This window comes from Methylobacterium sp. B1, from assembly GCF_000333255.1.
Taxonomy (GTDB): Bacteria; Pseudomonadota; Alphaproteobacteria; order Rhizobiales; family Beijerinckiaceae; genus Methylobacterium; species Methylobacterium fujisawaense.
The window spans coordinates 1-12,129 of record NZ_BACT01000933.1 but is presented as its reverse complement, the minus strand read 5'-3'; the positions used below and the strand labels follow the sequence as shown (position 1 = coordinate 12,129).

Annotated in this window: 9 protein-coding genes; 6 read left to right on the top strand and 3 right to left on the bottom strand. The window is 68.1% G+C overall.

Features of this window, described 5'->3' with window-relative positions; translation table 11 throughout:
• A partial coding sequence (locus tag I53_RS26295; protein WP_043356436.1) for a molybdopterin cofactor-binding domain-containing protein occupies positions 1 to 1,460 on the bottom strand: 1,460 nt, incomplete at its 3' end.
• Positions 1,457 to 2,296 (bottom strand): FAD binding domain-containing protein, encoded by an 840-nt coding sequence (locus tag I53_RS26290; RefSeq protein ID WP_043356433.1) that lies wholly within the window; start codon positions 2,294 to 2,296, stop codon positions 1,457 to 1,459. The genes I53_RS26295 and I53_RS26290, both read right to left, overlap by 4 nt.
• A 172-nt stretch (positions 2,297 to 2,468) precedes the next feature.
• Between I53_RS26290 and pucL the strand changes: the two genes are divergently transcribed.
• The 4 genes from pucL to I53_RS26270 all read left to right on the top strand — a co-directional run bounded on the left by pucL (position 2,469) and on the right by I53_RS26270 (position 9,177).
• A complete protein-coding gene (gene pucL, locus I53_RS26285) occupies positions 2,469 to 3,311 on the top strand; it encodes a factor-independent urate hydroxylase (RefSeq protein WP_043356431.1) in 843 nt (280 codons plus the stop codon).
• A gap of 453 nt (positions 3,312 to 3,764) precedes the next feature.
• Positions 3,765 to 5,249, top strand: a complete 1,485-nt coding sequence (locus I53_RS26280) for a PAS domain S-box protein (protein WP_043356429.1) — start codon at positions 3,765 to 3,767, stop codon at positions 5,247 to 5,249.
• Positions 5,250 to 6,477: 1,228 nt separating this feature from the next.
• Positions 6,478 to 8,187 carry a methyl-accepting chemotaxis protein gene (locus I53_RS26275; RefSeq protein WP_251982465.1) on the top strand — a complete coding sequence of 570 codons (1,710 nt, stop codon included), beginning with the start codon at positions 6,478 to 6,480 and terminating at the stop codon, positions 8,185 to 8,187.
• Between the two features lie 60 nt (positions 8,188 to 8,247).
• Positions 8,248 to 9,177: a substrate-binding domain-containing protein gene (locus I53_RS26270; protein ID WP_251982464.1), complete on the top strand. Its 930-nt coding sequence runs from the start codon at positions 8,248 to 8,250 to the stop codon at positions 9,175 to 9,177.
• A gap of 171 nt (positions 9,178 to 9,348) precedes the next feature.
• On the opposite strand, the gene I53_RS26265 is transcribed toward I53_RS26270, so the two are convergent.
• Positions 9,349 to 10,161 (bottom strand): universal stress protein, encoded by an 813-nt coding sequence (locus I53_RS26265; RefSeq protein WP_043356422.1) that lies wholly within the window; start codon positions 10,159 to 10,161, stop codon positions 9,349 to 9,351.
• 192 nt (positions 10,162 to 10,353) lie between these two features.
• On the opposite strand from I53_RS26265, the gene I53_RS26260 reads away from it, so the two are divergent.
• Complete coding sequence (locus tag I53_RS26260) at positions 10,354 to 11,796, top strand: cytochrome ubiquinol oxidase subunit I (protein ID WP_043356420.1); 1,443 nt, start codon at positions 10,354 to 10,356, stop codon at positions 11,794 to 11,796.
• A 5-nt stretch (positions 11,797 to 11,801) separates the two neighbouring features.
• Positions 11,802 to 12,129: cytochrome d ubiquinol oxidase subunit II (locus I53_RS26255; RefSeq protein ID WP_043356418.1), on the top strand; the 328-nt coding region annotated here is incomplete at its 3' end.

Genomic DNA, 12,129 nt, shown 5'->3' with positions numbered 1-12,129 from the left:
GCGTGGTTGCCGTAGGCGCCGGTGTCGGACAGGACGTCCAGGCTGAGCGCCGTCAGCGTGCCGTCGCGCCGGGCGCCGACCTTCACATCCACCCGCATCGGATGACGCGTCGTGGTTCCGACGAACTGTTCCCGGCGGGTCAGCTCCCAGCGGACCAGCCGGCCGGTGTGCAGGACCGCCAGGGCGACGAGATCCTCGGTGAGCATCTCCTGCTTGCCGCCGAAGCCGCCCCCGACCCGGGCGCAGACCACGCGCACCGCGTCCTTCTCCAGGCCGAACAGGTCCGCCAGCGCGTCCCGGGTCAGGAACGGCACCTGGGTGCTCGTGCGCAGCGTCAGGCGGCCGTCCTCGGCGCGCCATCCGATGCAGCCATGGGTCTCCATGGCGGCGTGCTGGACGCGCTGCGACCGGAACGTCCCGGCATAGACGAAGTCGGCTTCGGCCAAGCCGGCCTCCACGTCGCCGATCGCGCCGTGGACCTCGCCGGCGAGGTTGGGGTGGCGTCCGAGGGGCGGCGCATCCTCGCCCGGGTCGTCGCGGGGATCGTGGACTCGGGGCGCGTCGGGGTCCAGGGCGCGGTCCGGATCGAGGAGCGCCGGGCGGACCTCGTAGGTGACCTGCAGGGCCCGGCAGCCGGCCTCGGCGGCCGCTTCAGACTCCGCCACCACGGCGGCGACGCGCTGGCCCACGAAGCGCAGGATCGGGTCGAGCACCCGCGTGTCGGACGCATCGTCCCGCGGATCCTCGTGGCGGCCGGTGGAGAACCGGCGCGTCGGTGCGTCCGCATGGGTCAGCACGGCCACGACCCCCGGGACGGCGCGCGCCGCCGCGGCGTCGATCGCCACGACCCGGGCATGGGCATGGGGCGAGCGCAGGACCTTGAGATGGAGCGTGTCGCCGAGCGGGGCGTCCAGGGTGAAACGGGCGCGACCGGACACCACCAGCGGCGCGGCCGGCGCCGGGCAGTTCCGCCCGACCGGATCTCCACAGCTGCCGCGCTCCACGGACCTTGCGCTGCCCGCGATGGCCTCGCGGACGGCGCGGTAGCCGGTACAGCGGCAGAGATTGCCCTTGAGGGCGATGCCGAGATCCTGCTTCTGCCCCTGGTCGAGCCTCGCCGCCGTCATGATCATGCCCGGCGTGCAGAACCCGCACTGGAAGCCCTGGGCGTCCAGGAAGGCCTGCTGCGTCGGATGGAACTCGGCGGGCTCGGGATCGTCGGGATGGCAGGGACCCGCCAGGCCTTCGATCGTCGTCACGCTCCGGCCCTCGGCGCGGAATGCCGGGACGAGGCAGCTGTGGACCGGCTCGCCGTCGAGATGAATCGTGCAGGCGCCGCAATCGCCAGCGTCGCATCCCTTCTTGACGCCGAACCAGCCCGCCTCACGAAGATAGGTCCGCAGGCACTGTCCGGCCCGCGGCGAACCCTCGTACATCGCGCCGTTGATCATAACCTTCATGACGCGGCTCCCGGCGACGGCGCCGCGTCGAGCGACGCGCGGATCTCCTCGGCGAAGTGCCGGGTCATGTGGCGGCGCCAGTCGGGCCGGCCGTGGACATCGTCATGATAGAGGGCATCCGGAATCGCAGCGTCGAGGGCACGCGTCAGCGCATCCGGACCCGGCAGCCCGTCGAAGGTCAGACGGAGCGGACGCGTCACCGAGGCCGTGACGGTCAGCGCGAAGGCGCCGTCCGCGGCGCGCGTCCCGATGAGCAGCGCGCCGGAACGGCCGTTCGGGCTGAGGCTGACGCGGCGGAACGCCGTGCGGCGCGCAAGGGCAGCGGCCGGCATCGAGAGGCTGCGGAGGACTTCGCCCGGTCTCAGGGCATTGCGCTGCGGACCGAGGACGAAGTCGATCACCGGGACGTGGCGCTCGGTCCCGTCCGCGGACCAGATCGTGCAGGTCGCGTCCAGGGCGGTCGCGAGGGCGATCATCGGGCCGGCCGGGAGGGCGAGGCAGACATTGCCGCCGACCGTGGCCACGTTCCAGATCTTGAAGGAGCCGAGCAGCGCCCGACAGCACTGGCCGACCAGGGGCGCCGCGTTCCAGCCCGGCGGCAATTCCAGCCGGTCGAGCTGCGCGATGGTGCAGGTCGCAGCCAAAGTGAGGCCGCCTGCGTCGATCGTGTGCGGCGGCCAGTCGAGGGTCGCGAGGTCGATCAGGCGCCGCATCCCGACCTGCGGCTCGGAGAACAGCCACGTGCCGCCGCCCAGGCAGGCATCGCCGTCCTGCCAGGCGGGCAACTCGATCCGGCTGCGCGGACGCAGGACGGTCTCGATTGTATTGAGGTCCATGCCCCCTCGCCGGTCCGGTGCCGGTTCGGTCCGGCCCTTCACTATGCCGGCCGATATGAGGCACCGGTCAAGCCGCGGCGGTGCCGGGGAACCTTGGCGCCCCCGCCCGCCTCGGCCTAGGATGAATCAGAATCGCGTGAGATGGCCGGCTGCGGCCCGCTCGGAGATCCCCATGGCCCTGACGGCATCGCGCTACGGCAAGGAGCGGGTTCGTGTGCTGCGTCTCGCCCGCGACGGCGAGCACCATACGCCGCGGGAGCTGACGCTGTCGGTCATGCTGACCGGCCGCTTCGAGGCCGCCTGGACCACGGGGGATAACCGCGCCGCCATCGCCACCGACAGCATCAGGAACATCGTCAACGTCACGGCGGCGCAGAACCTGACTCTCGACGCGGAAGCCTTCGTCGCCGCGGTCGCGCAGGTCCTGCTCGAGACCTATCCGCAGATCGAGGCCGTCGCCATCGAGGCAGAGGAGATCCGCTGGCTGCGTCACGCGATTGCGGGCGCGCCGCACGGGCATACCTTCACGCGGGACGGGAACGGCACCGGCTTCGTGGCGCTCACCGCCAGCCGAGCTGGTTCGACGCTGCGCTCCGGCCTGCGGGGCTACACCTTCATGAAGACGACCCAATCGGGCTGGTCGGATTTCGTTGCGGACCGATACCGGACGCTGCCGGATACGACGGATCGCATCGCCGCCACCAGCATGGATGCGACCTGGACCTGGGCGTCGCCCCCTCCCGATTGCAGCGAGGCCAATGCCCGCATCCTCCAGACGCTGCTCACGGTGTTCGGCACGACCTACAGCCGCGGCATTCAGGACAGCATGTACCGGATGGGTGAGGCCGCGCTCGACGCGGTTCCGGAACTCGCCGAGATCGGCTTCGTGATGCCCAACAAGCATTACCTGCCGATCGACCTCACTTCCTTCGGCCTCGACAATGCTGGAACCGTCTTTCTACCGACGGACGAGCCTGCCGGTCGCATCGAGGCGACGATCGGCCGGACCGCCTGACGTCCCTCGATGCGCGACGGGCCTGGAAACGGCGCCCGTCCGTCGGTGCTCCCCGGCGACAGCGGGACCGCCGCCTGCAGGGCGGATACCGGTTGCTCCACGCCGGAGCAGAGGGACGGCGCGTCAGTCCGCCGGAAAAGCTCACGCTGCGCACAACGCAGGATTGTCCAAGATCAAGTCCTGAAACGTAAGGGCACAATCTCTGGGCGATGACTCGGGGTTTACTGAACAGTCCGTTCTCGCCGGTCATCGCGTGTGATTCTGATGTAGGGCGGCGGGTCCTTAACGGCACTGAAACGGTCCGCACCTATGAAAGATGTCGATTGGCTGGGGCGTCGGTGAGAACCCAAGGTCGTTTGGGACGACAAACGACGCCTGGACTAGATAAAAGCCAGCTTCGACCGTGCTGTTGCGCGCTTCTGCCGCACCGCGGTCGTGATATGTGGAGGATCAATGTTCGAGGGACTCAGGACTCGGAACGACCAAGCCGCAAAACTTGCAGCTTTGAGCCGATCCCTTGCCACGATTGAGTTCGCGCTCGACGGCACAATTCTGGACGCCAACGAGAACTTTCTCGCGGCCATGGGCTACACGCTCGCGGAAATCCAGGGCCGTCACCACAGCCTATTCGTCGAACCGGCCGTGCGAGAGAGTGAGGACTATCGCCGTTTCTGGGAGAGCCTGCGGCACGGTACGTTCGAGAGCGCCGAGTACAAGCGCCTCGCCAAGGGTGGCCGCGAGGTCTGGATCCAGGCAACCTACAATCCGGTGCTCGACGCGGGCGGCAAGCCGGTGAAGATCGTCAAATTCGCCACCGACATCACGGCGCAGAAGCTGCGAACCCTCGATCTCGAAGGACAGATCACCGCGCTGCATCGCTCGCAGGCCGTCATCGCCTTCTCCCTCGACGGCACCATCGTCACCGCCAATCCCAATTTTCTGACCGCGGTGGGTTACGAACTGGACGAGATCGTCGGACGCCATCACAGCCTGTTCGTGAGCGAGGCCGAGCGCACCAGCGAGGCTTACCGCCTGTTCTGGGCGGCGCTGGCGCGCGGCGAATTTCAATCCGGGGCCTTCAAACGTACCGGAAAGGGCGGTCGCGAAATCTGGATCCAGGCGACGTACAACCCCATCACCGACGTGGACGGCAAACCGATCCGCGTCGTCAAATTCGCCACCGACATCACTGCGCAAGTCCATGAACGTCAGCAGCGCGCGGCCGCGCAGCGCGCGATCGGCGATGAGCTCGACGCCATTGGCGGCGCCGTGGCGGACGTCACGCGCCAAGCCGACGAGGCGGTCACGCGCGTCGGCCGCGTGTCGAGCGATATCCAGTCCGTCGCCATCGGCGCGGAAAAGCTGTCCGCGTCGGTGGACGACATGAATCGGCAGGTGAACCACGCGGCGGATGTCGCGGGACAAGCCGTGGAACAGGCGCAGCGCACCGGTCAGATCGTGACGGGGCTCAGCGAAAACGCCACCCAGATCGGCGATGTCCTCGGCCTCATCTCCGGGATCGCTGCCCAGACCAACCTGTTGGCTTTGAACGCGACCATTGAGGCGGCGCGGGCCGGCGCGGCGGGACGCGGCTTCGCGGTGGTGGCCACGGAGGTGAAGACCCTCGCCGCCCAGACGGGACGGGCGACGGACCAGATCCGGCTCCAGATCGCCTCCACCCAGTCGGCGACCCGTGAAGCCGTCGACGCCATCGATGCGATCCAGGGAACGATCCATACGTTGAACACGGTATCATCCACCCTCGCGGCTGCGGTGGAAGAACAATCCGTGGTCATGCGGGCGATGTCCGGCAGCATGCAGACCGCAGCGCAGGATGTGTCCGCGATCTCGGCGGGCATGAACACGATCGCGCAGGCCAGCGCACGCGCAGACCGGGCGACGCGTCAGGTCCGGGAAGCTTCGCGCGCCTTCGGCTGAAGGTGAAAGGGCCGGACGTCGCGCGGGTCAAACACTTCCGCCGCTATCCGCACGCGCGTCGGCACTCGCGTATGCCGGATCGCCCATCCGTAGCCGGACGAAATTACTGGCTCATTCAATATCGTGCGCCGCAATGAGCTGTATTTGAAGCAATTTGGTCAAACGATTTTGCAGAACGAGACCTTCGGGCTCGCGCGCGGGTCCGACCAGCCGGACTTCGAGCGTCGACGGCAATGTCGCGGATGACGAGACAGCTCAACTGCACCGGCTGTCCGCACGGCAACCGGCGGTGCGGGCTGATCGGGTCTGAGCCCCTGTGCGTCTCGCGTCTGAAGAGCGTGCCATAGGGCAATGCCGGCGGCCGCCCAGAGGGTGGGCCATACGCCACGCGCCGGGCCTCGGCTGCACACTTGTCCCGAGCCGGCTTACCCGGCGGCAGGCCCTCGCCTACCCGTCACCGCAGTTCATGAGCGGGAGACGGATGCGTGGTGGAGCGAACCTTGCGCAAGGCAGGTCGGCTGAAGCGGTTGTGGCCGGGGCGGGCATCGCCCCTTCCGCCGGCGCCGCGCTTGCCGACCCCGGGTAACCTCCCTGAACCGCCCCCGCACCGCGGCTTTACGGCATCGGAATTGATCGCGATGGCGCGCCAAGCTCGGGCTGCGGACAATGAGGCGGATCCGGCGAAATCGGCGAGCGTTTCTTGACGTCACACACGGTTCGCCGGGAGATGGTCCATGGGATTGGTCGCCTTCATCGTCTTCGTGTGCCCGTGGATGGGCTTGGCCGGCCTGTTGTGGATGCGCGCCCAGCAGACCAAGCCGCTCTGACCTCGGTGCAGACGCAGCCTCGCCCGGCGTTGGCGGGGTAGACTGAGCGTCGCATCTGCGGCGCTCGGCAGGCGGCGCGGCCGATCCGGCGTGCAAGCGATGTGCGGATGGGATCGGCGGCGTGCCGCAGCGCGACGCGCGGCGTGTGCCGCCCACAGGCAGATCAGATTTGTGACGCGCGACACTCAGTCTGCGGAGATCGTCCGCCCGCAAATGAGACGGTCATCTGAAGATTAATAGATGCCAATATCATTATATTTTCTTGTTCTGCCTATATTTTACGAGGCAAGTATGTTTTACTATAATCTTCATCAAGTATAACAACTGTCTATATACGGGCGTTGATTTTGGATAGATTATTACATAGAAGATAGTCCAATGATCTTATCGGAAATCATTGGATGCATGTGCGTCTGTCATTTCTTGGGCTGCGGCGTGAATTAAGCGTTCGATCGATCGTTATCGCATTTGCCGCGACGATGTTCAGTGTTCCGATTGGTATCGGATTGGTCTCGGCAGTCCGGATCGGCTTCGTCGAAGCAGCGAGTCGCACCCTGGCCGGTGAGATCAAGGCCACGACCCTGCTCGGCACCATCAAGCAACGGGGTCAGGAGCTTCGGACGCTTACGGTTCTGGCGCACGCTGCGCCGACTGAGGAGGCCCGTCGTGAAAGCTTCGTCAAGATCGACGCGGCGCATCGATCGCTCTCGGCCGCCTGGAGCGCGTATCTTTCGACCGTTACGGCGCCTGATGACCAAAAGCTGGCGCAAACTCTGCGCGTAGCTTGGCAGCACGTCCTCGCTGTCGGGGCCGAGGCGGCCGCCCTCGACCGGGCCGGGGAACGCGAACTGGCCGACCAGGTCCTCTCGACGGTGCTGGAGGCCGATGCGGCAGCGCTTCTGCAGGCGGTCGACGCGTCGCTCATGAACCGTCAGGGCAGGATCGCCGAAGAAGCCAAGACCGTCGATACAGCCGGCCTGATGGCGTGGTGGGCGCTCGCCATGGCCGTGTCGGCCTCCGCCCCGATCAGCCTCGGGCTGGCGTGGATCGTCCTGCGCCATGTCGTTCGACCGGTGTCGGCGATCACCGCCACCCTGCAGCGATGGGCGGAGAACGGGTCGACGGTTCCGATTTCCACCCTGATGCAGGAGGTCGAACTCGGCGCGATGGCGGGGGCTCTCAGGGCCTGTGAGAACAGGATTCGGCACGCCGAACGCCGCGAAGAGGAGGCGGCCCGGGTGCAGGCGCACCGTGAACAGCAACGCCGTGACGCGTTTCGCAACATGACGGAGCGGTTCGAAGCCGAGATCGGCGGGGTTGTCGAGACCGTGTCATCCGACTCGGCGGAGCTGCGCGCCACGGCCGAGAGACTCTGCGAGATGGTCACGTTGACGACGAGTCACGCGGCGACGATGGCCGCCGCAGCCCAACAGGCTCAGTCCGACGTCCGGCGGATTGCCGCCGCTGCCGGGGCGTTCGACTCTGCGGCCCACGAGGTCAATCGCCAAGCCGAGATCACGGCGTCTCTGGCAGGTGGCGCGGCGGTGGAGGCGGAACAGACCCTCTCGCGTGTTCAAGCCCTCAGCGGCGCCGCGGACCGGATCGGCGATGTGGTCCGCATGATCACCAAGATTGCCGCCCAGACCCATCTCCTCGCCCTCAATGCCGCGATCGAAGCCGCGCGGGCCGGTGAGGCAGGGCGCGGATTCGCGGTTGTGGCCGCCGAAGTGAAGACCCTGGCGGGACAGACCAAAGAGGCCACCGAAGTCATCGGCCGGCACGTGGCCGAATTGCAGGGATCGACTGTCGAGGCGACGTCGGCGATCGCAGGCATCACCGCACGGGTCGCCGACATGAGCCGGGCGGCGGCTTCGATCGCCGTCGCCGTCGAGCAGCAGGGCGCTGCAGCGCGGGAGGCCGTCCAGATCGTCATCCCCTGTACCGCCGACGCCGTGGAACCCAGCTTCGACATCACAGGAACAACCGATCCGGCCGCGGAGGCCGACACGGTCGCGGCCGGCATGTTGGCCGCGGCCCGCAGCTTGTCGCGGGACGCCGAACGTCTCGGCGGCGAGATCGCAGGCTTTCTCGACAATCTCCGCGCGGCCTGATGCGGGGCACGGAACGACAGGAACGGAGCGAGCGTGATGGGCCGGACAGATCGGGCGCAGATGCGCTCGCGCCTGCGACGAGCCGCCTGGGCCGGGGCTCTCGCCGTCATCGTCTGCGCGAAACCGGCGTCTGCCACCACGATCGCCGTTCTGATGACTCCGCCGGCGGCCCTCACCCGCCTTCTGCACGACAGCCTGAAGGAGCACGCGGTGGCGCGCGGGATAACGGTGCATTTCGACTATGCGCCGGAAGGCGCGGGCGCGCAGCAGATCGCGCAGGCCCGGCGCGTCATCGCCGAGAAGGTCGACGCGCTCGTGGTGAGCCCTGTCGACTCGTCGGCTTGGGCCGCGATCATCCGTCTGGCGCAAGAGGCGGATGTTCCGCTGGTCGCCGTCAACGGCGCACCCCGTTCGGCTTGGTTCGCCGGACGAGTCGCTTTCGTCCAGCCGGATGACCTCGTCGCCGGGCGGTTGCAGATGCGCAAGCTTGGGCAGATGCTCGACGGGAGGGGCCGCGTGGGGATTCTCGCGGGCTGCACGTCGCACCCCGGGTCGACGCTTCGCGCCGAGGGCGTGAAGGAGGTCCTGGCCGAATCCCCGGGCCTCCGGCTGGTCGCGGAGGCGGCGGTGGACTGCGACCGTTCGGCGGCCCGAGCCGCGGTGGCCGATTGGCTCGCCCGGAAGCCGGCCATCGATGCGATCGCAGCCGTCACCGACGAGATGGCGATCGGTGCTGCCGAAGCCGCGGAAGCGGCCGGAATTCCGGCGGGCCGAATCCTGATCGGCGGCGTGGATGCGACCGCCGCCGGGATGCAGGCCATGCAGGACAAACGGCTTGCCGTAACGATCCACCAGGATGCGAGCTTACAAGGCCGTTGTGCGATCGATGATGCCCTGGCTTTGATCCGGCATGAGCCGGTGCCGCAATTCGACTGGGTGCCGTCCGAACTCGTCACGGACCGGATGTCGACCAACCACTTTTCCCGCTAGAACCGGGGCGGACCTCTCCCGTTCGGTGCCGCGTGGCGTCCCGGCAGGCCGCGCCTGCGGAGCAAGGACGCGGCCCGCACGGTCATCCGCTCGGGTCGCGCGGATGATCCGGCTTCGTCTGGCGACGTGCGGATGACCGATCCCCGCCGACGAAGCATCGCCGCAGGTCCTTCAATGCGCCATCAGGCAGCAGACTTTGGTCGCGTGAAGGATGTGGCGTGTCGCGCCGCCGAAGATCCATTCCCGCAGGCGTGAGTGGCCGTACGCGCCCATGACGATCAGGTCAGCCTGATGGTCGTGCGCAAAACGCAGGATCTCGTCGCCATCGCTGACCGTCGGAGACAACAGATGCGTGGCGACGGACGCGCCGTGGAGCGCGAGATGAGCGGCCACCTCGTCCGCGCCTTCCAGGCGGGCGCCTTCGCCCGCCGTGGCGACGAAGACCCGATCCGCCGAGCGCAGGAACGGCAGGGCCCCGGCTACCGCCCGTCGCGCCTCCGGCGAATCCTTCCAGGCCACGACGATGCGCCGGCCCGGCTCCCCTCTGACGCGCGGGGGAACGACGAGGACCGGCCGTCCGGCCTCCATCAGAACCGGCGCGATCGCCACGCCGAACGGCCCGGGGTCGATCTCGCTCTCGCCGGCCCGGCCGACGACGATCAGGTCGGCGGCACGGCCCTTGTCCACGAGATGAGCGGACGGCCGGTCGAGGCCGCCACACCAAGCGGTCCGCGGTGCCGCGCCTGCGCAGCGCGCGAAGATTGCCTGCGCCTGCTCAAGGTCCACGAGGACTTCGGCCTTGAGGCGCTCGTGCTGGGCCTGCGCGTCGCGGATGTCATGGGCAAACAGGGGGGCCGGCACCTCGGCGGCGGCCGCGCCGGCCAGCGTCGCATCGAAGCGGCGCGCCAAGGCCGCCGCCAGCCGCACGCGGTCGGGCGTCGATTCCGCGAAGTCCACGGAAACGAGGATGTTGGCATAGGACATGGCGGTCTCCGCGCGACCGACACACGGCCCCGACCAGAGCCGTATGGTCGGTGGGAGGGGCCGCAACCTTGATCCAGCGCAATCGCCACCGCACCGGCTTGTCGGATTCGCGCGCTCCGGCCTTGAGCTGAATCAACGCGGCAGCGCTCAAGCTGCGGCACATCCGGCCCGTTCGTCCCCTGGGAGACCGTGATGTCCGCTCTCGAACTGCCGAGCGCAGTCGATCTCGCGCGAGCCCAATTCGCGCTCACCGTCGTCTGGCACTTCCTGTTCCCGGCCTTCACCATCGGACTCGCGAGCTATCTCGCGGTCCTCGAAGGGTTCTGGCTCAGGACCGGCGAGGCCGTCTATCTGGATACCTATCGGTACTGGCTCCGCGTCTTCGCGGTCGCCTTCGCGATGGGCGTCGTCTCCGGACTGGTCATGAGCTACCAGTTCGGCACCAACTGGTCGGTCTTCGCCGACCGGACGGCGCCGGTGCTCGGCCCCCTGCTCGGCTACGAGGTTCTGACGGCCTTCTTCCTGGAGGCGGGCTTCCTCGGCGTCATGCTGTTCGGCCTGGAGCGGGTCGGCAAGGGGCTGCACTTCCTGGCGACCTGCCTCGTCGCCTTCGGCACGCTGACCTCCGCATTCTGGATCCTATCGGCCAATTCCTGGATGCAGACGCCCACCGGCCACGCCATCGGGCCGGACGGGCGCTTCGAACCGGCCGACTGGCTGGCGATCATCTTCAACCCGTCCTTCCCCTACCGCTTCGCCCACACGGTCACGGGCGCCTATCTCACCACCGCGATGATCGTCGGGGCGGTGGGTGCGTGGCATCTGCTGCGCGACCGGAGCAATCGCCAGGCGCGGCTAATGTTCTCCATGGCCATGTGGATGGCCGCCGTGGTGGCTCCGGCCCAGCTGGTGATCGGCGACCTGCACGGCGGCAATTCCTACGCGCACCAGCCCGCCAAGGTCGCCGCCATGGAGGGACATTTCGAGACCGAGCGCCGCGCCCCCGCGATCCTGTTCGGCTGGCCCGACGCGAATGCGGGCGTGGTGCAGAATCGGATCGGCATCCCCGGTCTCGCCAGCCTCTATCTGACCCACGATTTCGACGGCGAGGTTCGCGGTCTCAGGGACATCCCGCGCGATCAGTGGCCGACCAACCTACCCTTGGTGTTCTGGTCGTTCCGGATCATGGTTGCGCTCGGCCTTCTGATGATCGCCCTGGGTCTAGCCGCGCTCTGGCTGCGCCGTCAGGGGCGGCTGTACGACACGCCGTGGCTTCACCGCTTCGCCGTCGCCATGGGGCCGTCCGGATTGATCGCCGTCACGGCCGGCTGGACGGTCACGGAGGCGGGCCGTCAACCCTTCACCGTCTACGGCGCGCTGCGCACCGTCGACAGCGTCTCCCCGGTGGCGGCCCCGGCGGTCGCGGCCTCCCTGGCGGCCTTCGCGGCGGTCTACCTCGCCGTCTTCGGCGCCGGCATCTGGTACCTCCTGCACCTGTTCAACCAGACGCCGCACGTCCATGAGCCCGGGCCGCCCCCGGGGCAGCCGATCCGCACCGCCGGCATCACGCCCGCGCCCGCCCTGGTCTCCGGCACGCCCGGCGCCGGCCGTCCCCTCGCCCAGCCCGCGGAGTAGGCCCGATGTCCCTCGATCTCACCCTCATCTGGGCGTTCCTCATCGCCACGGCCGTGTTCCTCTACGTGGTGATGGACGGCTTCGACCTCGGGGTCGGCATCCTGTTCCCCGCAGTTCGCGGCAAGGCGGATCGGGATCTTATGGTCAACACCGTCGCCCCGGTCTGGGACGGCAACGAGACCTGGCTGATCCTCGGCGGCGGCGGTCTGTTTGCAGTGTTCCCCCTCGCCTACGCCACGATCCTGCCGGCGCTCTACATGCCGCTGATCCTGATGCTCCTGGCCTTGGTCTTCCGCGGTGTCGCCTTCGAGATGCGGTTCCCGGCCGCCACTC

Bases quoted from the DNA above. Each gene is read 5' to 3' on its own strand.
- I53_RS26290 (WP_043356433.1), bottom strand. From the start codon at position 2,296: ATGGACCTCAATACAATCGAGACCGTCCTGCGTCCGCGCAGCCGGATC.
- pucL (WP_043356431.1), top strand. From the start codon at position 2,469: ATGGCCCTGACGGCATCGCGCTACGGCAAGGAGCGGGTTCGTGTGCTG.
- I53_RS26280 (WP_043356429.1), top strand. From the start codon at position 3,765: ATGTTCGAGGGACTCAGGACTCGGAACGACCAAGCCGCAAAACTTGCA.
- I53_RS26275 (WP_251982465.1), top strand. From the start codon at position 6,478: ATGCATGTGCGTCTGTCATTTCTTGGGCTGCGGCGTGAATTAAGCGTT.
- I53_RS26270 (WP_251982464.1), top strand. From the start codon at position 8,248: ATGCGCTCGCGCCTGCGACGAGCCGCCTGGGCCGGGGCTCTCGCCGTC.
- I53_RS26265 (WP_043356422.1), bottom strand. From the start codon at position 10,161: ATGTCCTATGCCAACATCCTCGTTTCCGTGGACTTCGCGGAATCGACG.
- I53_RS26260 (WP_043356420.1), top strand. From the start codon at position 10,354: ATGTCCGCTCTCGAACTGCCGAGCGCAGTCGATCTCGCGCGAGCCCAA.